This window comes from Metabacillus sp. Hm71, from assembly GCF_051842955.2.
Taxonomy (GTDB): domain Bacteria; phylum Bacillota; class Bacilli; order Bacillales; family Bacillaceae; genus Metabacillus.
The window spans coordinates 4,349,105-4,374,401 of record NZ_CM200278.1; the positions used below are offsets into that span (position 1 = coordinate 4,349,105).

The window sequence follows — 25,297 nt, forward strand, 5'->3', positions numbered from 1 at the left end:
TTTACCATAAACTAATATTAGATAATCTCTTAGCAATGTAGTTCACCATGACTAGCAGAGCGAAGTTAATGAGGGTATTAAACAACCCGATGGCTGCTGCATAACTAAATTGACTAGAAATAATCCCGATCTTGTATACATAGGTTTCAATAACCTCAGAAACAGGTAAATTTAATGGGTTTTGCATTAAAAATATCTTCTCAAAGCCGGTACTAATGATCGACCCCATATTAAGAATTAGCAGAATGATAATGGTAGGAATGATCGCTGGTATTTCAACATTGCGAATGATTTGCCACCTATTTGCCCCATCGATTTTTGCAGAGTCATATAATTGCGGATCAACGCTTGCAAGCGCAGCTAAATAAATAATGCTGTTCCAGCCAACATGCTGCCAAATATCAGATAGGACATATACAGGGATAAATGTATTTGTAGAGGCTAACAGGTTGACATCTCCTAACCCTAAAGCACTCATTAAATGGCCAACAATACCTGTGTTAGGTGATAATAAAACATTTAGTAATCCTACCAATACAACGATCGATATAAAGTGCGGCAAATAGACGGTTGTTTGAAGGATCTTTTTTCCCCTTTTCCACTTAATTTGATTGATTAACAAGGCCAAAATAATTGGTGCAGGGAAACCTACGATAATAGTAGCTAAACTAATTGAGATCGTATTTTTCAATAAATCTGTAAACATATGACTCTCTATGAATTGTTGAAAGTATTTTAATCCTACCCATTCACCACCTGTTAGCCCTTTTGTGAAATCGAACTCACGAAATGCCAATTGAATTCCGTACATGGGAATATAGTTGAAAACAAAGATAATGATAATCGCCGGAAGGATCATCAGCCAAAGCTGAAAATCACGTTTAAAGGTATTTAAGACAGTCGGCTTTTTTTCCACATTTATTTTTGCAACACGATTTGCTTTGTTTGTTTGAGAGCTTATAAAGGCCATAAAAACATTCTCCTTTATTTATAGGAGATGCAGAAGCTTAATGCTTACAATTTGCACCTCCGTAGGTCATTTTTATTGCTGCTTGCTCATATATTCATCGTAGTATTTTTGTCTAATTTCAAGGGTTTTGTTTATACCTATCTTCTCTAATTCTACAACATAAGCATCCCATTCGGAATCAATTCCGCCTTCAGTGATCCACTCAGAATATTTTGCCATTGCCAAATTCATCATTTCTGTGTTAATTAAACTCAACGTGTTGTTGTCCTCATCACTATATTTAATAAACATGCCAGGATATACGTCTTTTTCCTTATCAATCGAATCAAAGGCTTTCTTCAACGGCTCTGTTTGTGCTCCAACCGATTGCATATCTGTACCAAGTGTGAGTTTTAAAGAATCTGGGATATACATCGGTCCGTTATCTGCCCAGGTTGTAGTCCATTTCCATGTGCCAGGATCCATTTCTTTGTCTTCTGGAGGTAACACACTATAGGAACCATCGCCATTATCCTTAATATTAGTACCTAATGAACCAAATAAAACCTGCATACTCACTTCAGGATCATACAATTCATTGATGAATTTCATCGCAGCTTCTTTATTTTCACTTTGTGCAGACATTTGGATAAAGTTAACCCCATAGTTTAATGTGTTATTGTCATAGCTCCAGGAAACCTGTTCCGTTGAGTTAGCTGATGCCTTTAATGGAGCCATGGATTGATATTGCGGAGCAACTGTGTTCCCGAATCTATCCGTTAGTTCCCATCCAAAGGTATAACCGACTTTTGCATATTCACCCTGACCGCGGGCAACTGATTGGTATTTTGTGTAGTCTTGAGTAAAAACTTCAGAATTAATTAGTCCAGCTTCCCAGCATTTATTTAAGAATGTAACCACTTCTTTATAACGTTCATCTATTAAAAAGTTCTTTACTTTACCATCTTCAACAAAAACTCCGTTTCCACTGCCATCTGTTAATGTAATTCCCAAGCTCCCCATTAAAACGGTTGGCTGGAAATAACCAAATCCTGTTGTACCCGTTGGGGCAAAATCCATTGGAATTTCATCATTAGGATCACCATTTCCATTTGCATCCTCATCTTTAAATGCTTTTAACACGACAAACAATTCATCCCACGTAGTAGGCATTTCCAAGCCTAAGTTGTCTAACCATGTTTGGTTGATAAATTGCCTTGTCGCTGTTTCCGGCCAAAATCTCTGATATTTTGGCAAGCCGAAAATCTCCCCATCTTTTTGCGTTGATAGCGCTTTTAATTCAGGCTTCTCTTCAAACATTTTTTGTACATTAGGACCATGCTGCTCAATCAATTCGGTTAAATCTTGAAACAAGCCATTGAACTTTGCAAATTCTGCGTCTGTAATTGCATTTGGCCCAACAATTAAATCTGGGATATCACCTGCAGCAAGCATTGCTCCTTTTTTCTGCGGCCAATCTGCTGTTACCTCTTCCCACTTAATTTCAACACCTGCACGTTCTTCAGCTTCTTGCAGCCATTCCATTTTTTTAAGTTCTTGTGTTAATGGATGTTTAGTAATAAGCGCCGTTAAGACAACTTTACCGTCTTCTGTCTTTTGAACGGTTTCCTTGTTGCTGCACCCTACTAAAACAGCCGATACACTTAAGCAAAGCACTATTAGTATTGTTGAAACCTTCCTCATGCTACCTTCCCCTTTGTTTGTTTTTATATGGAAACAGCCTTCATGCAAACCCTTACATTATGAAGTAGCATAAAAAACTATTTCTATTAATTTAGGATGTTCTAGACTTTTAAGAATATCTAACAGGTTAACATCTATCTATATTATGAATATATTTGTTAATGATGAGAATTCACAATTCTATAGATTTCCTGTCTTTTTTTTGGATTTTATGAAAAAGAGAAGTAGTAATGAGAAAGAATTTTCAGATAGGAAACGTTCGATCATTCTCACTATTTTTCTTTGAAAATCTTTTAGAAGCACAAAAAGAAGGGAGCAATCGTCCCCCTTCCTTCGATTCATTATTTAAGATGCATTTTATCTTTTATTACCTAAATACGATATAAAATTAATGCTGAATAACAATAAAGCTGTTCTCCGTCATCATCAATCGTTAACGTAACACTATATTTAATATCCTTTACCTGATTATCATCCAGCTCTGCTAAAAAATGATTGATTTCTTCCTCTAAATCTTTTTCATGCTCTTCATCAAATACTGCAACCTTTAGCATTCTCACACATCCTTTTTACTTTCACTTTATTTAGTGATGAAGTGGATTATGACAAGCTATAAAAAAGAGGGAAGAAAATAAAAGGATGAAGTTATAAAATTAAAGAAGGGTTAGCCCGCTCTTACACAATACATAGAAGTTCTATATATTGAGTTCCTCGGGTGAATCCGACCCTTATATGTATGATAGATAAGATTAGAGCGAGCTTTTCGGCTTTGTTTCTCCTTTATAATCAAGCATGCCGCCAGCCATATTTACTACATTATAGCCCTTCTCTTGTAAATAGGCACAAACATTTCCGCTGCGCGCACCAGAGCGGCAAATAAAGATTGTTTCCTTTTCTTTATCAATGGCATCAAGTTGCTCTGGGATATCATTCATGCGAATGTGACGTGCTTGAGGGATCATTCCTTGTTCAACCTCTTCATCCTCACGCACATCAATCAATTCAAGTTTTTCACCTTTTTCAAGTTTATGCTGTATTTCTTCAGGAGAAATTTCCTTAATTTCGTACATGTCGAACATCCTTTCAGTTTTAATACCTGCATTATATCAATTATAGATATCAGGTTCCAGTTTCGGGAGCATATCGTGTCTGAGTATAGTTCTTGGGTGGCACCTCCAAGATATCCCCAAAAAAACCGACCCGCAAGTAAAAAGATACTTGCTAAGTCGGTCTAAAAATTAATTGGCAACAATATTAACCAGTTTACCTGGAACAGCAATTACCTTGCGAATTGTTTTTCCATTCACTTGCTCATTCACACGATCATCGGCAAGGGCAATTTGCTCAAGTTGATCCTTTGTTACATCTTTTGCAACAAGCAGCTTAGCACGAACCTTTCCATTCACTTGAACGACAATTTCAATTTCATTTTCAACAAGCTTTGCTTCATCGAAGACAGGCCATGCTTCATACGAAATAGTTGTATCATGCCCAAGCTTGTTCCAAAGCTCTTCAGCTAAATGAGGTGCGATTGGAGAAAGTAATTTTACAAAGCCCTCTACATACTCTTTTGGGAGGACGGTTGCTTTATATGCTTCATTAATGAAAACCATTAATTGGGAAATTGCTGTGTTAAAGCGTAATCCTTCAAAGTCTTCCGTTACCTTTTTCACTGTTTGATGGTATATACGCTCAAGTGATTCACTTGATTCATCCACAACCTTTGGACTTAATTCACCGTTGTCTTCTATAAATAAACGCCAGATTCGATCCAGGAAACGTCTTGCTCCATCAAGACCGGTTGTAGACCATGCAATAGATGCTTCTAAAGGTCCCATGAACATTTCATATAAACGAAGTGTATCAGCACCATGTGTTTCCACAATTTCATCAGGGTTTACAACATTTCCTTTCGATTTACTCATTTTTTCGTTATTTTCCCCAAGAATCATCCCTTGGTTAAATAGCTTTTGGAATGGCTCCTTTGTTGGAACAACCCCGATATCATATAAAAACTTATGCCAGAAACGAGCATAAAGCAAGTGAAGAACTGCGTGCTCTGCTCCGCCAATATAGATGTCAACTGGAAGCCATTGCTTTAATTTTTCATCAGCTGCAAGTGCTTCACTGTTGTTTGGATCGATATAGCGCAGATAATACCAGCAGCTTCCCGCCCATTGCGGCATAGTGTTTGTTTCACGACGGCCTCTCTTACCTGTTTCTGGATCGACAACATTGACGAAATCTTCAATGTTAGCGAGCGGTGATTCTCCTGTACCAGATGGCTTAATTTCAGTCGTTTTTGGCAGTACAAGCGGAAGCTCTTCTTCAGGAACTGCAGACATTGTTCCATCTTCCCAATGGATGATCGGAATCGGCTCACCCCAGTAGCGTTGCCGGCTGAATAACCAGTCACGCAGACGATAAGTAACCTTCTTTTCTCCTTTTTTATTCGTTTCAAGCCAAGCAATCATATTTTCAATTGCTTCTTGCTTACCAAGACCATTTAAGAAATCTGAGTTAACATGCTCACCGTCGCCGGTATACGCTTCTTTTGTTATATCTCCGCCACTAACAACTTCTTTTATGGGCAAGTCGAACTTTTGAGCAAATTCATAGTCACGCTCATCATGAGCAGGAACAGCCATGATTGCACCAGTTCCATATGTTGCAAGCACATAGTCTGCTATCCATATTGGCATTTTTTCGCCATTTACCGGGTTAATAGCAAATGCCCCTGTAAATACACCTGTTTTTTCTTTTGAAAGTTCTGTTCGTTCTAAATCACTTTTATGTTTTATTTCATTAATATAAGCTTCAACCTCAGCCTTTTGCTCAACAGTGGTGATTTTTTCTACTAATGAATGCTCTGGTGCTAAAACGGCATAGGTTGCACCAAATAATGTATCAGGGCGTGTTGTAAATACTGTGAAGGTTTCATCAAAACCATCGATAGTAAAGATAACATGTGCACCTTCAGAGCGTCCGATCCAGTTACGCTGCATGTCTTTAATGCTTTCCGGCCAATCCACTTCTTCAAGGTCTTCAAGCAAGCGATCAGCATATGCTGTAATTTTTAACATCCATTGTTTCATTGGACGGCGTTCTACAGGATGTCCGCCACGCTCACTTTTTCCATCAATAACCTCTTCATTTGCTAAAACCGTTCCTAATGCAGGACACCAGTTAACTGGTACTTCATCTACATAAGCTAAACCTTTTTTATAAAGCTGTAAAAAGATCCATTGAGTCCATTTGTAGTACTCTGGATCAGTTGTGTTTACTTCGCGATCCCAATCATAGGAGAAGCCTAATGCTTGGATTTGTCTTCGGAAGTTATCAATGTTTTGCTTAGTAAATTCCGCAGGATCATTTCCGGTATCAAGTGCATATTGTTCAGCTGGCAGCCCAAATGCATCCCATCCCATCGGGTGCAGTACATTATAGCCCTGCATGCGTTTCATTCGGGATAGAATATCTGTTGCTGTATATCCTTCTGGATGCCCTACATGGAGACCGGCTCCTGATGGATATGGGAACATGTCAAGCGCATAGAACTTAGGTTTCTCTGCATCCTCTGTCGTTTTGAATGTTTTATTTTGTAACCAGTAGTCTTGCCATTTCTTTTCAATCTCTTGATGATTGAAGCTCATTTGTTTTCCTCCTTAAAAGCTAGATCTAAGATATATATTGTTAACCGCTTGAACGGATCAAAGTAAGTTCACTTTGCATGTATGCCATTTGAAAATGGGGATATAAAAAATAAAATAACGAAAAAACCCCCCATCCCAAACAGGGACGAGAGGTTTTAATTCCCGCGGTACCACCCAACTTTGGCATAGCGACATGCCCACTTTGACATCCGTAACGTGGATAAACGACAAACATTACTTTACCAAACGAGGCGTTCACATTTGTACTCAAAGGCGAGTTCATCAGCAAAAATCGATTGACTCACACCAGCCGTCAACTCTCTGGACTCATTCATGCAGACTACTACTCCTTATCTCCGTTCATGTTGTATATAGATTTAAGATTATTTTATATAAATTTGACTCGAGATGCAAGCAAACACTTTATTTTAATTTTGGGACTGGCCCGATACCTTTCCTTACTCCCTATTGAACGGTATATCCTCCATCAATGACAACTGCCTGGCCTGTTACGCCTTTGGCATTTTCACTTGCCAGAAAGATGGCATAGTCTGCGATTTCTTTTACAGTTAATAAGCGTTTTTGCGGAATGAGGGGATAGAGAACTTCTTCTAATACATGTTCGAGCGGCACCTTCCTTGTTTTTGCTAAGTCCTCTAGTTGGTTTCGAACAAGAGGTGTGTCAACATAACCGGGACATAAAGCATTTACTGTGATACCGTGTTTTGCTCCTTCTAATGCCGCAACCTTTGTTAAGCCAATCACCCCATGCTTTGCACTATTGTAAGCGGCTTTTCCGGCAAAGCCAATTAATCCATTGATGGAAGCGATATTAAGGATCCTTCCAAATTGCTGCTTTTTCATAATGGGAAAGACATGCTTTGTTGCGATAAATGGGGCAATGAGCATGACTTTTATAAGCAATTCAAACTTTTCAGTTGGAAACTCTTCTATATGTGCAACATGCTGCAGCCCTGCATTATTAACTAATGTATCGATTCGTCCAAAAGCCGCCTCAGTTTGTTTCACAACCTCAATGATCTCTTGTTCTTTCGTAACATCACATTTCAATCCGATTGCTTCCATCCCCAACTCTTTCAGGATTTGAGCACTTTCAGCTACTTGATTTTCATGTAAGTCTGTTAACACTACCTTTGCCCCTTCCACGGCAAAAGCCTTCGCAAGCTCAAAGCCAATTCCTTGAGCAGCACCAGTTAGTAGTACAACCTGTCCTTGAACCACAACGATCAACCTCCGTTCTTAAATCCCTAGTCCGAATGAGAAAAGAATAATTGCCAATACCACTCCTAAGGCTGGAACAATGACTGTTAATGCCCCAACTGGATAATAGGCATCCTGATGAGATTCTCCACAAATACCGCGAATGGTTGTCACAACATACCCATTATGTGGCAATGAATCCAGCGCACCTGAAGAAATGGCGACAACGCGATGCAAGGCCTCAGGATTTACTCCCATATCCATATAATGCGGAGCAAGCAGCGGCAGTGCAATCGCCTGGCCTCCTGACGCCGAACCTGTCATACCTGCAATAACACTAACTGCAATTGCTCCACCAATAAGTGGGCTGCCTGGAATACTTGTCATCGCATTAACGGCAACTTCGAATGCCGGTACAGCTTTAGCCACTCCGCCAAATCCAACTACTGCCGCAGTATTTCCAAGTGCAATCAATGCACCAAGTGTTCCTTCTGAAACAGCATTCCAAAATGATGTGAAATATTTTCGATTTAATAAATACGCCGCAATAACTCCACCTAATAAGGCAATAATTAAGGCAGATTGCTGTAAAGAATCGTGGAAGACAAAGGAAATAATTAGAACAACAAGAAGCGGAATCATCCCTGTTACTGGATGAGGAAGTGCCTTATCTTCATTAACAGGATCATTGGCACGAGCAATAAATTTTTCTCCATTTGCTACGGCCTTCCTAATCATTCTTCTAAGCCACCAATAGCCGAAAATCATCATAAATACCGCAACAATTAAACTAACTTCCCAGCCTGCATAAGGAGATGTTTCTAAATATTCAATCGGAATCCAGTTTTGAATTTCCGGAGAGCCGGCAGATGTCATTGTAAAAGTAACAGATCCAAATGCTAGGGCTGCAGGAATAAAACGCCGCGGCAAATCGGCCTGTCTAAATAAGCTAACCGCCATAGGATAAACTGAGAAAGCGACAACAAACAAGCTAACTCCACCGTATGTTAGTACCGCACATGCAATGACAATCGCCAACACAGCCCGTTTCATCCCGATTTTTTCAACAATCCATTTTGAAACACTATCTGCTGAACCGCTATCCTCCATCACCTTCCCAAAAATCGCGCCGAGTAAAAACATTAAGTACCATGATGCAATAAAACCGGAAAAGCCAGTCATATAATTACCGACTAAATTCGCTTCCCCTTCACCAACCAACTGCGGGAAAAGCGGCAAACCGCTGAACACAGCAACAAATAGAGCACATAGCGGGCCAGCTACTAATAAATTCATGCCTTTCATCGTTAAATAGATTAAAAGTGCTAAACCTCCAATTAACCCGATCATACTTAACATATGTTTTTCCCCCTTTGTTCCAACTTTATGGTACAGGTAGAAGTTTCACATTCTTTAAAACCATTAAGCTGGCTTTTTGCAGATTGTAAGACTCACTTTTTTTGTTAGGTCAATACAGCAGGGTGCTACAGTAAATTCGTTTATAAGTAATCGCTTTCAAAAAAATACGTTTAAGATATTGTTGAAATTTATAATCGAATTCCCCCTCTCTTTTTCACTGTTATATTTTGCAAGTTCTATGCCAACATAAAAGAGATCTAAAAAACGGAGAATAGATTTATATGTTCATACCTGCCATTCCGAATTTACGGAAATTTATTATTGTGTTAGAACTTGTCCATACATATGAGTATTGCAGCACCAACAAAAAAAGAACAGTCCAACTTTCTGGACTGCTTTCCGATTTTCTGGACTCCGTTATTCAAGCCCATATTTTTGAACTTTTTCATACATACTTGATTTACTTATACCTAATGCTTTAGCTGCTTTTCTTTTATCTCCGTCATATTTTTTAATGGTTGAGAGGAGAATATTTTTTTCCGTTTCATTTAGCATTTCCTTAAGTGAAGTCGTTTTTGAATGAATGACCGCTGGCTTTTTTATGTAGTCAGGTATTGCTTCCAACGTTATGACATCTGTTTTTGCAAGATGGATTGCCGCTTCTATGACATTTTCTAATTCACGAATATTCCCTTGCCAGTGATAGTGCTGAAATGTATTCATCACCTCTTCGTGGATCATGGAAATCCGCTTTCCCGTACGTAATGAAACCTTTTTTATAAAATAGCTGACTAATATTTCTAAATCCTCCATTCGCTCACGCAGGGGAGGAATAAACAAAGGAATCACACTGATCCGATAATAAAGGTCACTGCGGAAGGTATGATTTTGCATGAGCAGCTCAAGCGGACGATTTGTAGCCGTAATGACACGGACATCCAATGGTATTGATTTTGTTGACCCTATTGGCTCCACTTCTTTTTCTTGAAGGACCCTAAGCAGCTTTACTTGCATATGTAAACTCATATCGCCAATTTCATCGAGAAAAATAGTTCCTCCATTCGCTTGCTGAAATTTCCCTTTCTTTCCTCCCTTTTTTGCCCCTGTAAATGCACCATCTTCATAACCAAATAATTCAGACTCCAAAAGCTGCTCAGGAATAGCCCCGCAATTCACTTTTATAAATGGTTTTTCACTCCGGTTGCTAAGCAAATGAATGCTGTGGGCAAATAATTCTTTACCTGTACCGCTTTCTCCCCTAATGAGAACAGAGCTGTCAGTTGCAGCTATTGATTTTACTTTTTCCTTTAATTCAGCCATGACGCGGGAGTTTGATTGAATATCATTTAATGTATATTTAGCACCTGTTAGCTCTTGCTGCTCAATAAACGATTGAATGGACGATAAGTGATGGCGTACATGGGAATTCATCTCATGCCATTCCTTTGTATCTCGAAACATAACCGTTCCAAACGCACCTACTATTTTTTTATCAGCAAAAATGGGAATGCGGTTTGCAATCATATAGTTCCCTCGAATATATTGAAGATCTGCGATTTCCTCTACCCCTGTCTGGACAACAATATGCATTCTTGTATTTTCAATAACCTCTGTTACATGCCGCCCAATAACCTCTTCTTTTGTAACCTGGCAAAAACGGCAATAATTGTCATTCATATAAATAATGTCCCCATTGGCATCAACAATAACGATCCAAACGTAAGCGTTCTCAATAACCGTCTCAATAATCTCCTTGGCATACGGAAAACGTTGATTTAACATTTTACCTTCCCCTAGCAAATATTTTTATTTTCATCGTAACATATTGAATTGGACTTAAATAGGGGACAGTCCCCACAACCTTGTGAAGAACCGTCCCCATCTAATCCCATTATGTTCTCGCTGCAGCATTTTCCACTGTTGGTTTCAGTTTTTTATCGTAAAGAATAGTAGTAAAGATTCCAATAATTAACAGACTGATAATGACCATGAATAGGAAATTGATATTATAGTAGTCTGCAATGAATCCGCCAAGAAGCGGTCCGATCATTTTTCCACCTGTTGCAGTACTGTTCACAAAACCTTGATAAAAGCCTTGTCTTCCCTTAGGAGCCAGGCTATCTGCAATTGTCGGCACTGCAGGCCAGACGAGCATTTCTCCAATCGTTAAAATGATCATTGCGATTAAAAAGCCTTTAAAGTGTTCTGCGTTTGCGGCAACAAGGAATGAAACAATAAAAATCATATATCCAATCAACATTTGCTGTTTTATTGTTTTGGCAACATGTTTCACGAACTGCGAAAGAACTGGCTGGGCACAAACAATCAGAACCCCATTGACCGTCCATAACAAACTATATTGGTTTAACGGTATATTCAGTGTTTGTGTGTGTGAAGAAATCGTTGTTGACCATTGTACATATCCAACCCAACACAATAAATAACCAATACATAAAGTAACAAGTGCCGTGAATTTTTGCGGATGTTTCGCAGCAGCCGTTTGATCAAACATAGAGTTTACATGAACCCCATTAATATTTCGGAATCCGAAGAATGCGATCAAGAAAAAAACAGCATATAAGGCTGCATTGGCTAGAAAAATATACTGAAACGAGATGGAAGCGACGATTCCGCCAAGCGATGCACCAGCAGCAACACCAATATTTTGCGCTACATAGATGGCATTAAACGCCTTTCTTCCGCCTTCCGGCCAAACCGTTCCAGCGAGCGCATATGTAGCAGGAAAAACGATTCCAGACCCGAAACCAATTAAAATAAGTAAATAAATATAGATCGGCCAACCATGGAAAAACATGAGGGTCACAACAGCGACTAAGGTAATAATAATTCCTGTCATGATGGATTTATAACCGCCGATTCTATCAAATAATACACCGCCGACAAGGTTGCCAATGACACTAGCTGCTGAATTCAGCATGAGAACAACTCCAGCAACGGTTAATGATTTTCCTAAATGCTCATGAATATAAATTGTATTCAGCGGCCATAAAAAGGATGACCCCATCACATTGGCCATCATACCAATAACAAGCAGCCATAAAGCACGCGGCATCATAATCCCCCCTTAAATGAACTAGATTATTATTTTCAAGCAGCAATAACGTAGATGCTTGTTTTAATTTCAACATTCTAAAAAAAATCACGGAGAGCAAAGATGCAAAAACATCCGCTTTCCGCGAAGATTTCATTGATTGTTCCTCTGAAATTTTAACCGTATTATCATGTGGTTTGCAATAGAAATCAACCACATCCTGCAAAGTTCTAATAATGAGAATTTACCGACTTTTCGATCATTGGAAATCTGTTAATTTAATTGGATATACATGAGGAGATCATCAACAAATTTGCCATCTAGAAAAAATTCATTAATTAGCCTTCCTTGTTCAATAAATCCGCATTTTTTATAGAATTGGATCGCCCCTTCATTTGTTGCTAATACCCGCAGGGATAATTTACTTATGCCCTTTTTACGAGCTCGCTGCTTATAGTTTTCTAAAAGTTTTCTACCAATTCCTGTTCCTTGATACTCTGGATCAACTGCCAGATCGATTTCCATTACATGCTGGTTGGTTTTGAGCGGAGTTGGTGGATGAAAACCTAAATATCCAACTACCTGGCCATTAACAAGTGCGATGAGCTGATTTCCTTCTGGATTTCGATTTTCATATTCATCAACTGATTTCCACGTAATGGTCGAAGGAGTAGTCTTTGAATTCCATACGCGACGATCAATTTCAATTAACCTTTCAAAATCACTTTTCTTTGATAAGCGAATTTCGATTTTCATTATGTAATCCCTCCTAAAAATTATTTTCTCATATAACACAAAAATTGACTGCAATGGTTGCAGCCAATTTTTTTAAGCTATAGTCTCTTTTTTAGTGCTGAATGAAATTTATTATTTGTTACTTTGTATGCATTCTTAAATTTTCAAAAAGGACCAAAACGGTCCTTATTATATTTTAATTACTTTCAACTCTTTGCTTAGATTTTATCGGCTGCCCTTTTTTCGCATTCTTTGCTTTCGTTTGAATGACAGGATCTAGATCTTGGCCAAGCTCAAGATCATTATTGTTTACACCATTTTTTGTTTTTTGCTCGGGATTATTTTGTTTTGAACGCTTTTTCATATGGATCCCCCTAGTGTCTTAATAAAATCATTTCATTTTGTAATGCTTGGAGCTGAAGACGCATACGGTAAAGCTGATCCTGCTGCTGATCATTCGCACTAAGGGACAAATGATTAATATCATTTACTGCGTTTTCAAGTCCTTGAAGTGCTTTTGTATATTCGGTTTCATTATAATGCTCTTGCTGGGCACCTGTTTTACATTGTTCACGTGCATATTTCATTGCTTCGTTGCAGCGTTGCAAATATTCGTTAACGGATTGTCTTGTTGCCATCTGTATCTCTCCTCCAAACGATATGAAGTCAATTGAAGCTTCATCAATTTTATTGTTTGCAGGCTGAACTAAAAACTTAACTAATAATAATTGGTAAGTAGGAAAGAAAACTGTTATTCAGCCAGTGATCATGATAAACTTTTCTGATGAAGATTGATAAATCAGCAAAATAAGGAGGTATTTTCATTTTGAACAAATTAAATCCATTTATGTATGCCTCTGACGATAAACGTTATCATACGTGGAATTACCATTTACGCCAAACTTTTGGTCATAAGGTTTTTAAAGTAGCATTAGATGGCGGTTTTGATTGTCCAAACCGTGATGGCACTGTTGCATATGGCGGATGCACATTTTGTAGTGCAGCGGGTTCTGGTGATTTTGCCGGTAACCGAGCTGATGATCTCGTTACACAATTCAATGAGATTAAAGCAAAGATGCATAAAAAATGGAAGGATGGAAAATATCTTGCCTACTTCCAGGCTTACACAAATACTCATGCACCTGTTGAGGTGTTAAAAGAAAAATATGAGGCTGTACTTGGATTGGATGGAGTTATCGGATTATCCATCGCCACACGGCCTGATTGCCTACCTGACGATGTTGTTGAATATTTAGCCGAGCTTAATGAGCGAACCTATTTATGGGTTGAAATGGGTTTGCAAACCATTCATGAACGAACAGCTCTGCTGATTAACCGCGCCCATAATTTTGAGTGTTATGTTGAAGGTGTGAACAAATTACGCAAGCATGGTATTCGAGTTTGTTCTCATATTATTAACGGCCTGCCTTTAGAAAATAACGAAATGATGATGGAAACAGCTAAAACAGTTGCGAACCTTGATGTTCAAGGAATAAAAATCCATCTTTTGCATTTGTTAAAAGGAACCCCGATGGTTAAACAATATGAAAAAGGGAAGCTAGAATTCCTTTCACAGGAGGAATATGTCAACCTAGTTTGCGACCAATTAGAAATTCTTCCACCTGAGATGATTGTTCATCGGATTACAGGTGATGGACCTATTGATTTAATGATTGGTCCAATGTGGAGTGTTGATAAGTGGAATGTATTAAATTCCATTGATGCTGAATTAAAAGTGAGAAATAGTTACCAAGGGAAATTTTATACAAAAGAAGGGATCAATACGTTATGAAGCTACAACGAATTTTGCCCTTTGCAAAACAGCTTTTGCAAACTGCTGTCAAGCAGGGTGATACGGTCATTGATGCAACAATCGGCAATGGTCATGATACCGTTTTTTTAGCAAAGCTGGTTGGAGAAAATGGACATGTCTATGGGTTTGATATTCAAGCAGAAGCAATAAATAATACAATCGATCGCCTTAAGGCAGAACAATTAGACAAGCACGTAACCCTCTTTCATCATGGACATCAGCATCTAAAAGCAACGCTCCCCGCTGAACTACATGGACAAATAGCAGGTGCGATTTTTAATCTTGGTTATCTTCCCGGCGGTGACCATTCGATTGTCACCGTACCAGAAACAACAATTTCAGCAATTGATCAGCTTTTGGATATGTTAAAGCCAGAAGGGATGATTGTCATCGTGATTTATCACGGCCACGATGAGGGAAAAGTTGAACGAGATGCCTTGATGGATTTCGTCAAAACAATTAATCCTGCAGATGCCCATGTGTTACAATATCAATTTATTAATAAACAGAACAATCCTCCATATATCATTGCTATTGAAAAATGCTAAATTGACGGACAGAAATGAGCAGCTTCTTATATGGGAAGGTGCTTTTTTCATGACCATTAACTATTAGTGTATAGGAAAAGGCATCTATGTGAGGAAACATTGATGCCTTTTTAAAAAAATTTTAGCATTTGGACAGGAGCCTTTAAGAACTTTTCTTCCAAGGAAGCTTTTGAAAAGCACGATAAGCTCTTCCATTCACATAAAAAAAGTAAGAGGTCATTCCGCCTAATTTTATGAGCCTTTTTGCTAATTTATGTAGTTCTTTATGTGAAGCGACCTTATCATCAGATAAATATACACCTAATAAGCCGCGGTTTATTAGTTTGTGAAAATTTTCATGAGGAATTCCTGATAAGTGGTGGTCAGCCTTCTCGACAAAATGCTCCAGTCTATTCATCATCATCGACTCTGAATCATAATAGCTGCAAAAATTTAAATCCCCTCCAATTTCGTCTTCTTCCTGGTCTATTAAATAATCAAGCAAAATATGCAACCCTTGTACATAAGGGAAATAACTTTCCCTTATTTGAACGGCCTGTTTTTCTTCAAAGTCTTCTTGAAAGGCATAGGCTACTAAACAAAAAATCCCAAGAGTTGACCCTGTGCATGCGGAAAACTCAAACCATTCCATTTCCGGTAAATTTTCTTTATGACGTTCAAACCAATCTTCAAGCCTTGGAACTCTTTCTTCTTTTTTCACATGCTTATGTACTTGTAAGTCACAATAATAGCTTGATAATTCCAGTAAGTATTTTGAGATGACCGGGTAATGCTCTAAATCAGAAAGAACATTTTGACAAGTTTGGACAAGCTTATGTAAGTAGCCGCCATCATCTTGGTCCTCACGAAATTGATAATAATTCTTGCATCGAGCTCCACAAGTAAGGGCATCAAGCATCGATTGATGCAGCATTCTAAAATCAACCGGGTCTAATGATGTACTGCGGTCACACAAATTATCCAAATAATCACTTATCGTTTGATAAGCCACAATGAATTCAATGCATTGTTGCTGATGTGATCCGGATATCATTGACAAAATCCCGCCGCCTTCACAGTGAAACCCCTTTTTATCAATGCTTGCGATCGCTTGATTTCTTAGCTCCTTATTTGGGATTTTTTCCGCTTGCTCTCTCCAATACTTAATATAAAAATGAACAATTGGAAAAACTTCTCGATATACTTTTGCCATGAGTCTAATTGGGTGCTGTGGTACTGTCAAAGGGGTGTCACCTCTTGCTAATTATTTTAAAAGTAAGATGGTCATAAATAAGAGATCTTTCCCTTATCCTGCGTAAATAACAATCTCAGCTGATTTCTACTGTTTTAGGACAATGTGCGTCAAAAAAACGTTTTGCTGCTTCAAATACTTCGTCACGCTCAGGCTCGCTAAAAATTTCATGATAAAAACCTTTCCATTCCTTATAAGATTTTTCCATAAGGTCAACCTTATTAAACCATTCCTTTACCAATGATTTGTCTACGATTTTATCTTCTCCGCCTTGCATAAGGAGCAAAGGAATGTCCTGAAATTTTTTCACCTGGTTTTGCGCTTCTTCCATTGCCTTTATTAATTCACGATACCATCTAACCGAAACCTTTGTCACATATAATGAATCATTTTCATCCGTATCCTGTACAGCTTTGTTTCGGGTTGCAATTGAGACGCTTAATTTAGATTCTACCTTAAAAGTCGGAGCAATTATATTAAGACCTCTTGAAGCAAGCTCTAACGCTTTGTTCGGTTTGTATAAAATGCCTAAACAAGGTGACGAAAGGATAACAGCTTTCACTTCATGATGTTTCTCCTGAAGAGCCCGAATCACAATAAGGCCTCCCATGCTATGCCCAAGTAAAAATAAAGGCAAACCAAATTTTTTCGCTTCTTTTAACCAGGCGTTCACCTCAATTATATATTCATCAAATGATTCAATATGTCCTCTTCTTCTTGTCGTTGTTCCTTGCCCGGGCAAATCCCCCATCACAACATGATATCCGGCCAATTTCCACATTTCTACAAGCCACTTATAACGGCCATGATGTTCAGCAGCTCCATGAACAATTACAATTACGCCTTTAGGTTGTTCAACCTCAGATTCCCATTTCCACATGATTGCTGCCTCTCCTTTCCATCAATTAAAGAAATCTCTGTTATAATATTAGTACGAAAATACATATTCTTTCCATAAGAAAGGGTTGAAAAAAATGATTTATCCATACAAAGATAAAACACCAAACATCGCAGATTCGGCTTTCATTGCCGATTATGTGACAATTACCGGGGATGTAGTGATTGGTGATGAATCAAGTATATGGTTCCAAACAGTTATTCGCGGTGATGTAGCGCCTACGATCATTGGAAATAAGGTCAATATTCAAGACCTTTGCTGTCTTCATCAAAGTCCAAATAACCCTCTGATCATAGAGGATGAAGTTACTGTTGGACATAGTGTGGTCCTACATAGTTCAATTATTCGCAAAAAAGCGCTGATCGGGATGGGATCCATAATTTTAGATGGAGCAGAAATTGGTGAAGGAGCATTTATTGGTGCAGGAAGTCTGGTTCCTCCCGGAAAAAAAATCCCTCCTAACTCTCTTGCTCTTGGCAGACCTGCGAAAGTCGTAAGAACACTAACTTCTGAAGATATAAAAGACATGGAGAGAATCCGGCGTGAATATGTTGAGAAGGGGCAGTATTATAAATCGATCCAACATCCATCTTCGAGATAATTCCATCACATTTTTTTGCATATATATTAAAAGGCTGGAATCGGCGAAAGGTCGATTCCTAATTACTCACAAACTCTTCCTCTTTAATACCTATAAAACATGCCGCAAACTTCTGATTTATAACCTAAAAATCCAATTATTATCTTTTCAATTATTCATATTATATGCAAACAACACTCAGCCAATAGTCAATTGTATCGAAATCGTTAAATATTTGAAAATTCCGTGAAGGAATTTTTTACAATTTCTTATTATTAACTAAATATTTCTCACTTAAAATATAGAAAAGGAGCAAATAAAGGAGCGTTCTAACAGATGAAAACAAAGCTTTTGACAAACATGTATGATTTTGAATGCAGGCTTTTTCGAAGTGTGAATCGTCATTTCGATCAAAAATTCCTCAATTTTTATTTCCGCACGATTACCCATCTTGGAGGTGCGGTTGCGACAATCGCTGTAAGCCTATTTCTTATCTTTTTTACGAGAGGTCAGTTTCAAGCAACAAGTATAGCAAGTGCAGTTTCACTGCTCATCAGCCACCTTCCCGTTGCGATTGTAAAAAAACTATATCCTCGTAAACGGCCGTACCTAGCACTTATAGAAACAAAAGTAGCTGATAATCCATTAAAGGATCATTCATTCCCATCAGGACATACAACAGCTATTTTTTCTGTCATTATCCCATTTATTTTATTTACGCCGCAGCTTGCAATCGTCTTAATTCCACTTGCGATCAGCGTCGGCCTTTCAAGAATGTATTTAGGATTACATTATCCGTCTGATGTATTAGCCGGCTGCTTACTTGGAAGCTCTTCTGGATTTATAAGCTATTTTTTTGCAAGTGAAGCGATTTTAGCCAAAATAGGCTAGTTTTTTCAGCCTTTTTGAACGACATATTTAGACGGTTAATCATCCGGTCGTCTTCATATTGTTAAGTAGACACCTTTCACTTTTTGGTAATTGGGGGGATTTGATGAGAATAGCTATTTTCACTGACACATATGCACCTGATGTTAATGGAGTGGCAAGAACATTAAAACGATTCACAGATTACCTTGAGAAAAATGGAATTGAGTTTAGAGTGTTTGCACCTGAGAGTACAAATGAAAGCTTATTTTCCAGTCATATTCATCGTTTCACAAGTCTGCCATTCTTTTTATATCCCGAATGCCGATTGGCATTGCCAAATATGCTGCATGTAAAGGCCGAGCTGCAACGTTTTAAGCCAGACCTAATTCATGTTGCAACACCTTTTAATATAGGTCTTTGCGGCTTACGCTATGCAAAAAAATTAAACATACCAATCGTGGGTTCTTATCATACAGATTTTGATCAATATTTGGAATACTACGACCTTCAATTTCTTTCTAAATTTTTATGGAAGTATATGCATTGGTTTCATAAACCTCTTCGAAAAATATTTGTTCCATCAAAAGAAACGATGGAGCAATTGAAGCGAAAGGGATTTGCAAATATCCGCATTTGGGGGAGGGGTGTTGATTGCAGCCTTTTCCATCCAAGATATTCAAAACAACAAATCATTGATGAATATGGCATTAATGAAAAGTTCATTTTATCATACGTTGGCCGCCTTGCTCCTGAAAAGGATATTGAAACCTTGATGACAATTTCTAAGCATCTTCCTGATCATGTAAAAAATCAGGTTCATTGGCTAATCGTCGGAGATGGTCCTTCTAAAGAAGAAATGGAAAAAAATGCACCTAAAAATATGACTTTTGCTGGGTACTTAAGTGGTGAAAGACTTGCAAAAATTTATGCGAGCTCAGATCTTTTTATCTTTCCTTCCCCTACAGAAACTTTTGGAAATGTGGTTCTTGAGGCTTTAGCAGCGGGGACACCTGTTATTGCAGCCAATTCAGGCGGAGTAAAAAATATTATTCGCCATGAGGCAACTGGCTATCTATGTGAACCCAAAGATGCAGATCAATTTATTCATGCTATTATTCATTTATTAAATCATCATGCTCTGCGCGTAAAAATGGGTGACGCCGCACGTACCTATGCATTGTCACAAACATGGGAGCAAATCTTCGAGGGCCTCTTAAAAGAATACGAAGATGTACTTATTGAAAAGAGCCAAATTCGTTATGCATAGTTTTTATAAGGTTTAGCTTCCTATCAAGGGACTAAACCTTTTTCTTTTCTAAATACATTGACAGTATATAGATATTTTTATAATATATCTATAAATACACAAACAAAATAATAAAATGTTTATTTTCGGAAAGAAGGTTTTCATTTTGGAAATTTCGGAAGTGTTTTGGAACGCATCGATCGCTGAACTAAAAAGAGGATATGTAGAAGATCCTGATTCCTATATTTGCCTCCTTTGTGGTGAGAACATACAAAAAGGAATTATTTATCCCTATGAAGGTACCCTTTATGAAGCAGAAAAATATATGCAGATACATATCGAAAGCACTCATCGATCTGTATTTGATTATTTAATCGCACTAGATAAGAAGCTTACCGGCCTAACCGATCATCAAAATCAGCTTCTTCGCCTCTTTTTCCAAGGGAAAAGCGATAAGGAGGTTCAAAAGGAACTGGAAATTGGAAGTGCCTCTACCATTCGTAACCATCGATTTCTTTTAAAGGAAAAGGAACGTCAAGCAAAAACATTTTTGGTATTAATGGAATTGCTGAAAGAACAGGATAAACATGCACCTGCTTTCTTACCTATGCATAGAACCGCCAAAATGATTGATGATCGCTACAATATTACCTTGGAGGAACAACAGGAAATTGTAAAGAAATACTTCCCTGAAGGCTCAAGCGGACGCTTAAAAGCATTTCCGCCTAAGGAAAAGCAAAGATTAATTATTCTAAGGGAAATTGCAAAACGTATAAAAGGCGAAAAAACGTATGATGAAAAGGAATTGAACCAAGTATTAAGTGCTGTTTACGATGATTATGTGCTGATTAGAAGATATTTAATCGAGTACGGATTTTTAACACGAAAACCTGATGGAAGCCAATATTGGTTAAGAAAATAAGGAGTAGAAGGAAGGGAAAAACATTGGAACGGAAAAAAGAGCTGAAACAATCTTATAAAGAAATGCCAATTGAAGCAGGAGTTTACCAAATTAAAAACAACAAAAATCAAAAAGTTTTTATCGGCAGTACAAGAAATCTAAAAACATTAAACGGAATCAGATTCACGCTTGAGAACGGCGGTCATATGAACAAAGAATTACAAAGTGATTGGACTCATTATGGGAATGAATTTTTTACCTTTGATATATTAGAAATTCTTAAAAAGAAAGATCAAAAATATTTTAACGAAAAGGAAGAGCTTGGGAACCTTCAGCAAAATTGGATTGAGCGTCTTCAGCCATATGGAGAACGAGGTTATAATTAGAGAGAAATCATTATTTAATTTAAAAGCGGCTCGCTTTAGAAGCCGCTTTTTTTGACATTAATCACTTATTTTTCTTACTGACTGACGCAAAGCATCACCTAATGTAATTAGTTTTTGTGATGATTGATTTATTGTTCCTAACGCATGGAGCTGCTCATCAATAGATGCAGAAATCTCTTCAGTAGATGCTGTCGTTTCTTCTGCAACAGCCGAGATATTTTGAATTGAGTCTAAAATAATGTAACTATGTTCTGAAACAATTTCAATCTCTGTATTTAATTTGGATATACCAGCAATTATGTTGGAAATGGACGCTGAAATTTGATTAAATTCATTCTCCGTTGCCAAGACACTTTGATTTAATCCATTTGAAATTTCTGTCGTTTGTGCCATGACAAGAACGGTTGATTCCGTTTCTTTTTCGATATTTTGAATCATCTTTTGAATTTGCGAGGTTGCCTGATTCGTTTCTTCTGCAAGTTTTCTTACCTCATCTGCCACGACTGCAAACCCTTTTCCATGCTCCCCGGCTCTTGCTGCTTCAATGCTTGCATTTAGTGCCAAAAGATTTGTCTGTTTAGAAATATTATCAATTGTCGTCACGATTCCGGATATTTCATGTACACTTTGATAAAGCGTTGTTATCCCAAGACTAATTTGATCTAACATGTTTGCATTCTCTTTGTTCGCAGCTTGTAATCCATTCACACTTTCTTTACCAGAACGAACTGCTTTAGCGCATTCCTCTGTCAATTGGATCATGACATTGCTTTCTTCGGTCATGTTTGTAATGTTGACCTGTAAATCATTTGCTTTATGGCTGGTTGATTCAATATCTGTTGCCTGTAAAACTGAACCTTTTGATATTTCACTTAAAGCATTCCCAATCTCCTCACATGTAGTGAATGTTTGTTCTGTCAGAGCTGAAAGTTCATGTGCAGAACTGGAAATTGATTTGCTTTTATTTTCAAGGTCGTTTAGCATCGCTTTTAGATGTTCCTTTAATTGCTTCATTGATTGTTCTAAAGAGTCAAATTCATCATGCTCTTTATCCAACGGTTTATCTTTCAGTCTACTAGTAAGTTCAAATAAAACTGAGAGAATCTCTTTAAATCTTATTAGTTTTCTTTGAATGATGAAATAAAAAATAGAAAGGCCACTAATAATGATTGCTGCTGTCACAATGATAGTCATCAAAGCAACATACTGCCATTCCTGATTCTGAGCTTGTCCATTACTAACAAAATAAAACATAAACAATCCAATTAAACCAATCATCACAGCTGCTACAATAACAAGACTTGTTTGTATTTTCAGCAAGATCGCTTTATAAAGCTTCATTTCTTTTTCCATTGTGAAACCCCCACAATTAAATATATATGTATTACATCGGATTCAACGACGAAAATGTTAAGGGTAACAACCAACATTTTTTTAAAATCAGATCCGACTAGCATTAAACGCTCAGGAATAGAAGGACGTTCTGTGCCTTCAATACCTGGGGGGCTAGGCGTTGGAACTAGGCACAAAACTATGTGAAATTTTTATACTTGATTACTTTTGAAAAAGAGCTTAGCCATTATAATATTAGCTAAGCTCTATCCATTATTTATCATCATGATAATGCTCGTTTTCTGTTTCCTGATGTTGTTGATGTTCAGTCTCAGTTGATTTTATTGTAGTACCTTCCCCTACCTGAATTTCTTTTACAGGCATCGTGTGATAGTCTTTTACATCAGTATGAGCAATCACTTGATAGGTTCCATCCTCTTTAAATAAATAATCGATTTTATATGTACCTGCATCAATCAGCTTTGCTTCAACTTTTTCTGATGCATCTCCATGTTTTATCTCAAAGGTCACCTTTGCATCATCAACTAAATCTTCACCATAATAAACATTCGCTGTAATCGGTACGGTTTCATTTTTATTAACATGCTCTTTTGCCTGAATTTCCACTCTTGGCGCTTTCACTTCCTCATCTGCTGTTTGCTGGTGGGCTCCATGTGTCTCTGTCTCCTGGCAACCGCTTATAATCAGACTAAAGATCAGACAGACAAAAACGAAAATGATATTTTTCAATTTATAGACCTCCAAAGTATTCTTTATTAAGATATACCATAAATGTAACCTCAAGATGATGATACGTCTACTACTTCATCATTTATTCACATTTCGAAGACAAAGTATCCCACTAAATTTATAATTCTTGATAAGAAGATATATTTGAAAACAAAAGGGTCTGATCCACAACACAGAAATACAGAACTATTATTAAAGCTCTATAATTCCTGTTGTTGAGTTATCAGACCCTACTTCAGACAGCATTATGCTGTTATTATTTATTTAATGCTTCTTTGCTTAATACTTCAGCTTTGTCTGTTCTTTCCCATGGAAGATCCAAATCATGACGGCCAAAATGTCCATATGCTGCAGTCTGCTTGTATATTGGACGACGAAGATCAAGCATTTTAATAATACCTGCTGGACGTAGGTCAAAGTTGTTGCGAACAACATCTACTAATACGTCTTCTGATACTTTGCCCGTACCAAATGTATCAATTGAAATAGAAACAGGCTGTGCTACACCGATTGCGTAAGCTAATTGAACTTCACATTTATCAGCTAAACCAGAAGCAACAATGTTTTTCGCTACATAGCGTGCAGCATATGCAGCAGAACGGTCAACCTTTGTTGCGTCCTTACCAGAGAATGCACCGCCACCATGACGTGCGTAACCGCCGTATGTGTCAACGATGATTTTACGCCCAGTTAGACCGGCATCACCTTGAGGTCCGCCAATAACGAAACGTCCAGTTGGATTAATGAAATATTTCGTGTTTTCATCAATTAATTCTGCAGGAACAACTGGCTTAATTACATGCTCTTTAATGTTTCGTTGAATTTGCTCTAAAGAAATTTCCGGATGATGCTGTGTCGAGATAACAATTGTATCAATGCGAACGGGTTTATCATTTTCATCATATTCAACAGTTACCTGTGTTTTACCGTCAGGACGTAAGTATGGAAGTATATCTTCCTTACGTACCTCTGTTAAACGACGAGATAATTTATGTGCCAATGAAATTGGAAGGGGCATTAACTCCTTCGTTTCATTACAAGCAAAACCAAACATTAATCCTTGGTCTCCAGCTCCAATTGCTTCAATTTCTTCATCCGTCATTTGCCCTTCACGAGCCTCAAGAGCTTGGTCCACACCCATTGCAATATCAGGGGATTGCTCATCGATTGACGTTAAAACTGCACATGTTTCGGCATCAAATCCATACTTAGCACGAGTATAGCCGATCCCTTTAATTGTTTCACGAACAATTTTTGGAATATCTACGTAAGTGCTTGTTGTAATTTCTCCAGCAACTAGTACTAATCCTGTTGTAACAGATGTTTCACACGCTACACGTGCATTTGGATCTTTTTCAATAATAGCATCAAGGATTGAATCTGAAATTTGGTCACAAATCTTATCTGGATGGCCTTCTGTTACAGACTCAGAAGTAAAAAGACGTTTTTTAGTCATAATTTAAAGCTGCCTCCTCATATTCGTTTACATTCTATTTGATCCGGAACTCTTCCCTAAGTCTGATTACAATTAGAAAAACTTGGCCTCGCCTAATATGGAGCAGCCATTAGTTTTCTAGTAAAAAGAATCACGTTGGCATGTTTTGTGAACAGAAGTAGTATGTACCTTTACCACATGCATTCCAAGTAAAAACTTTAATGAAGAAGATACTCTTTTTTTCTGTTATCAAAAAAACCTTTCCTCATGAGGAAAGGTTTGTAATCGTTCATAGCCTTTCGCTCTTATCGATCAAGGTCTTCGCCTTGCATCAGGTTAGCACCTTTGCGTCGAAAAATGCCGTTTTTAGTATGCGCATTGTAAATAGAGGTATTAGATAGGAGTTTTTGCCTTAGCAAGCTTACGCTTGCTTGAATGATGCTTTGCATCATTCTCGATCTAAGAAAAGCACTATATAATGCAAAATAAAATGTATTTTGCATCATGCCGTGTTTTTCTTAGATCAGGCAAAAAAACTGCTAAAAATAGCATCTCTATAAATAGGCGCACAGTTCGCCATTTTCCTTTTATAGCAGGTTGCTGGGTTTCATAGGGCCTGTCCCTCCACCAGCTC

Annotated in this window: 24 protein-coding genes and 1 other annotated feature; of the genes, 7 read left to right on the forward strand and 17 right to left on the reverse strand. The window is 37.8% G+C overall.

What is annotated here, in order from left to right:
• Nucleotide 1: 1 nt before the first annotated feature.
• From ACSVDH_RS21520 to ACSVDH_RS21575, 12 genes are all read right to left on the reverse strand, one after another.
• Nucleotides 2-859, reverse strand: coding sequence for an ABC transporter permease (locus ACSVDH_RS21520; RefSeq protein WP_439249907.1), 858 nt, complete (start codon nucleotides 857-859; stop codon nucleotides 2-4).
• A gap of 183 nt (nucleotides 860-1,042) precedes the next feature.
• Entirely contained in the window at nucleotides 1,043-2,653 is a 1,611-nt protein-coding gene (locus tag ACSVDH_RS21525; RefSeq protein ID WP_439249853.1) for an extracellular solute-binding protein, read from the reverse strand.
• 371 nt (nucleotides 2,654-3,024) lie between these two features.
• On the reverse strand, nucleotides 3,025-3,207 hold the full coding sequence (locus ACSVDH_RS21530) for a sporulation protein Cse60 (RefSeq protein ID WP_439249852.1): 183 nt from the start codon (nucleotides 3,205-3,207) through the stop codon (nucleotides 3,025-3,027).
• 195 nt (nucleotides 3,208-3,402) lie between these two features.
• Complete coding sequence (locus ACSVDH_RS21535; RefSeq protein WP_439249851.1) at nucleotides 3,403-3,723, reverse strand: rhodanese-like domain-containing protein; 321 nt, start codon at nucleotides 3,721-3,723, stop codon at nucleotides 3,403-3,405.
• Between the two features lie 168 nt (nucleotides 3,724-3,891).
• Nucleotides 3,892-6,306, reverse strand: coding sequence for a leucine--tRNA ligase (gene leuS / locus ACSVDH_RS21540; RefSeq protein WP_439249850.1), 2,415 nt, complete (start codon nucleotides 6,304-6,306; stop codon nucleotides 3,892-3,894).
• A gap of 138 nt (nucleotides 6,307-6,444) precedes the next feature.
• Nucleotides 6,445-6,672, reverse strand: a binding site (T-box leader).
• A 99-nt stretch (nucleotides 6,673-6,771) separates the two neighbouring features.
• Entirely contained in the window at nucleotides 6,772-7,548 is a 777-nt protein-coding gene (locus ACSVDH_RS21545) for a 3-hydroxybutyrate dehydrogenase (RefSeq protein WP_299089271.1), read from the reverse strand.
• 18 nt (nucleotides 7,549-7,566) lie between these two features.
• Entirely contained in the window at nucleotides 7,567-8,886 is a 1,320-nt protein-coding gene (locus tag ACSVDH_RS21550; RefSeq protein ID WP_299089272.1) for a GntP family permease, read from the reverse strand.
• A 417-nt stretch (nucleotides 8,887-9,303) separates the two neighbouring features.
• Complete coding sequence (locus ACSVDH_RS21555; protein ID WP_299089273.1) at nucleotides 9,304-10,668, reverse strand: sigma-54 interaction domain-containing protein; 1,365 nt, start codon at nucleotides 10,666-10,668, stop codon at nucleotides 9,304-9,306.
• A gap of 109 nt (nucleotides 10,669-10,777) precedes the next feature.
• Complete coding sequence (locus ACSVDH_RS21560; protein WP_439249849.1) at nucleotides 10,778-11,959, reverse strand: MDR family MFS transporter; 1,182 nt, start codon at nucleotides 11,957-11,959, stop codon at nucleotides 10,778-10,780.
• A gap of 252 nt (nucleotides 11,960-12,211) precedes the next feature.
• Entirely contained in the window at nucleotides 12,212-12,694 is a 483-nt protein-coding gene (locus ACSVDH_RS21565; RefSeq protein WP_439249848.1) for a GNAT family N-acetyltransferase, read from the reverse strand.
• Nucleotides 12,695-12,869: 175 nt separating this feature from the next.
• Nucleotides 12,870-13,037 carry a glycogen biosynthesis protein GlgD gene (locus ACSVDH_RS21570; RefSeq protein ID WP_439249847.1) on the reverse strand — a complete coding sequence of 56 codons (168 nt, stop codon included), beginning with the start codon at nucleotides 13,035-13,037 and terminating at the stop codon, nucleotides 12,870-12,872.
• A gap of 10 nt (nucleotides 13,038-13,047) precedes the next feature.
• Nucleotides 13,048-13,311, reverse strand: coding sequence for a YtzC family protein (locus ACSVDH_RS21575; protein WP_299089279.1), 264 nt, complete (start codon nucleotides 13,309-13,311; stop codon nucleotides 13,048-13,050).
• Nucleotides 13,312-13,499: 188 nt separating this feature from the next.
• Here ACSVDH_RS21575 and mnmL point away from each other — a divergent pair, with 188 nt between their 5' ends.
• Both mnmL and mnmM read left to right on the forward strand, forming a co-directional pair.
• Nucleotides 13,500-14,465 carry a tRNA modification radical SAM protein MnmL/YtqA gene (gene mnmL, locus ACSVDH_RS21580; RefSeq protein ID WP_299089281.1) on the forward strand — a complete coding sequence of 322 codons (966 nt, stop codon included), beginning with the start codon at nucleotides 13,500-13,502 and terminating at the stop codon, nucleotides 14,463-14,465.
• On the forward strand, nucleotides 14,462-15,034 hold the full coding sequence (gene mnmM / locus ACSVDH_RS21585; RefSeq protein WP_439249846.1) for a tRNA 5-(aminomethyl)-2-thiouridylate-methyltransferase MnmM: 573 nt from the start codon (nucleotides 14,462-14,464) through the stop codon (nucleotides 15,032-15,034). The genes mnmL and mnmM overlap by 4 nt, the downstream gene beginning before the upstream one ends.
• Nucleotides 15,035-15,176: 142 nt before the next feature.
• On the opposite strand, the gene tbcS is transcribed toward mnmM, so the two are convergent.
• A complete protein-coding gene (gene tbcS, locus ACSVDH_RS21590; RefSeq protein ID WP_439249845.1) occupies nucleotides 15,177-16,256 on the reverse strand; it encodes a tetraprenyl-beta-curcumene synthase in 1,080 nt (359 codons plus the stop codon).
• An 85-nt stretch (nucleotides 16,257-16,341) separates the two neighbouring features.
• Nucleotides 16,342-17,145 carry an alpha/beta hydrolase gene (locus ACSVDH_RS21595; RefSeq protein WP_439249844.1) on the reverse strand — a complete coding sequence of 268 codons (804 nt, stop codon included), beginning with the start codon at nucleotides 17,143-17,145 and terminating at the stop codon, nucleotides 16,342-16,344.
• A 94-nt stretch (nucleotides 17,146-17,239) separates the two neighbouring features.
• Here ACSVDH_RS21595 and ACSVDH_RS21600 point away from each other — a divergent pair, with 94 nt between their 5' ends.
• The 5 genes from ACSVDH_RS21600 to ACSVDH_RS21620 all read left to right on the forward strand — a co-directional run bounded on the left by ACSVDH_RS21600 (nucleotide 17,240) and on the right by ACSVDH_RS21620 (nucleotide 21,146).
• Complete coding sequence (locus tag ACSVDH_RS21600; RefSeq protein WP_299089287.1) at nucleotides 17,240-17,764, forward strand: gamma carbonic anhydrase; 525 nt, start codon at nucleotides 17,240-17,242, stop codon at nucleotides 17,762-17,764.
• A gap of 315 nt (nucleotides 17,765-18,079) precedes the next feature.
• Nucleotides 18,080-18,634, forward strand: a complete 555-nt coding sequence (locus tag ACSVDH_RS21605; protein ID WP_299089288.1) for a phosphatase PAP2 family protein — start codon at nucleotides 18,080-18,082, stop codon at nucleotides 18,632-18,634.
• A 103-nt stretch (nucleotides 18,635-18,737) separates the two neighbouring features.
• A complete protein-coding gene (locus ACSVDH_RS21610; RefSeq protein WP_439249843.1) occupies nucleotides 18,738-19,880 on the forward strand; it encodes a glycosyltransferase family 4 protein in 1,143 nt (380 codons plus the stop codon).
• 145 nt (nucleotides 19,881-20,025) lie between these two features.
• Nucleotides 20,026-20,781 carry a DUF2087 domain-containing protein gene (locus ACSVDH_RS21615; RefSeq protein ID WP_439249842.1) on the forward strand — a complete coding sequence of 252 codons (756 nt, stop codon included), beginning with the start codon at nucleotides 20,026-20,028 and terminating at the stop codon, nucleotides 20,779-20,781.
• A gap of 23 nt (nucleotides 20,782-20,804) precedes the next feature.
• Nucleotides 20,805-21,146, forward strand: a complete 342-nt coding sequence (locus ACSVDH_RS21620) for a GIY-YIG nuclease family protein (protein WP_439249841.1) — start codon at nucleotides 20,805-20,807, stop codon at nucleotides 21,144-21,146.
• Nucleotides 21,147-21,203: 57 nt separating this feature from the next.
• On the opposite strand, the gene ACSVDH_RS21625 is transcribed toward ACSVDH_RS21620, so the two are convergent.
• From ACSVDH_RS21625 to metK, 3 genes are all read right to left on the reverse strand, one after another.
• Nucleotides 21,204-22,499, reverse strand: a complete 1,296-nt coding sequence (locus ACSVDH_RS21625; RefSeq protein ID WP_439249840.1) for a methyl-accepting chemotaxis protein — start codon at nucleotides 22,497-22,499, stop codon at nucleotides 21,204-21,206.
• Between the two features lie 252 nt (nucleotides 22,500-22,751).
• A complete protein-coding gene (locus ACSVDH_RS21630; RefSeq protein ID WP_439249839.1) occupies nucleotides 22,752-23,228 on the reverse strand; it encodes a FixH family protein in 477 nt (158 codons plus the stop codon).
• A 256-nt stretch (nucleotides 23,229-23,484) separates the two neighbouring features.
• A complete protein-coding gene (gene metK / locus ACSVDH_RS21635) occupies nucleotides 23,485-24,687 on the reverse strand; it encodes a methionine adenosyltransferase (protein ID WP_439249906.1) in 1,203 nt (400 codons plus the stop codon).
• Nucleotides 24,688-25,297 lie beyond the last annotated feature (610 nt).

Coding starts and splice junctions, on each gene's coding strand:
- ACSVDH_RS21520 (WP_439249907.1), bottom strand. CDS start 859: ATGATCCTTCCGGCGATTATCATTATCTTTGTTTTCAACTATATTCCC.
- ACSVDH_RS21525 (WP_439249853.1), bottom strand. CDS start 2,653: ATGAGGAAGGTTTCAACAATACTAATAGTGCTTTGCTTAAGTGTATCG.
- ACSVDH_RS21530 (WP_439249852.1), bottom strand. CDS start 3,207: ATGCTAAAGGTTGCAGTATTTGATGAAGAGCATGAAAAAGATTTAGAG.
- ACSVDH_RS21535 (WP_439249851.1), bottom strand. CDS start 3,723: ATGTACGAAATTAAGGAAATTTCTCCTGAAGAAATACAGCATAAACTT.
- leuS (WP_439249850.1), bottom strand. CDS start 6,306: ATGAGCTTCAATCATCAAGAGATTGAAAAGAAATGGCAAGACTACTGG.
- ACSVDH_RS21550 (WP_299089272.1), bottom strand. CDS start 8,886: ATGTTAAGTATGATCGGGTTAATTGGAGGTTTAGCACTTTTAATCTAT.
- ACSVDH_RS21555 (WP_299089273.1), bottom strand. CDS start 10,668: ATGTTAAATCAACGTTTTCCGTATGCCAAGGAGATTATTGAGACGGTT.
- ACSVDH_RS21560 (WP_439249849.1), bottom strand. CDS start 11,959: ATGCCGCGTGCTTTATGGCTGCTTGTTATTGGTATGATGGCCAATGTG.
- ACSVDH_RS21565 (WP_439249848.1), bottom strand. CDS start 12,694: ATGAAAATCGAAATTCGCTTATCAAAGAAAAGTGATTTTGAAAGGTTA.
- ACSVDH_RS21570 (WP_439249847.1), bottom strand. CDS start 13,037: ATGAAAAAGCGTTCAAAACAAAATAATCCCGAGCAAAAAACAAAAAAT.
- ACSVDH_RS21575 (WP_299089279.1), bottom strand. CDS start 13,311: ATGGCAACAAGACAATCCGTTAACGAATATTTGCAACGCTGCAACGAA.
- mnmM (WP_439249846.1), top strand. CDS start 14,462: ATGAAGCTACAACGAATTTTGCCCTTTGCAAAACAGCTTTTGCAAACT.
- ACSVDH_RS21595 (WP_439249844.1), bottom strand. CDS start 17,145: ATGTGGAAATGGGAATCTGAGGTTGAACAACCTAAAGGCGTAATTGTA.
- ACSVDH_RS21600 (WP_299089287.1), top strand. CDS start 17,240: ATGATTTATCCATACAAAGATAAAACACCAAACATCGCAGATTCGGCT.
- ACSVDH_RS21605 (WP_299089288.1), top strand. CDS start 18,080: ATGAAAACAAAGCTTTTGACAAACATGTATGATTTTGAATGCAGGCTT.
- ACSVDH_RS21610 (WP_439249843.1), top strand. CDS start 18,738: ATGAGAATAGCTATTTTCACTGACACATATGCACCTGATGTTAATGGA.
- ACSVDH_RS21625 (WP_439249840.1), bottom strand. CDS start 22,499: ATGGAAAAAGAAATGAAGCTTTATAAAGCGATCTTGCTGAAAATACAA.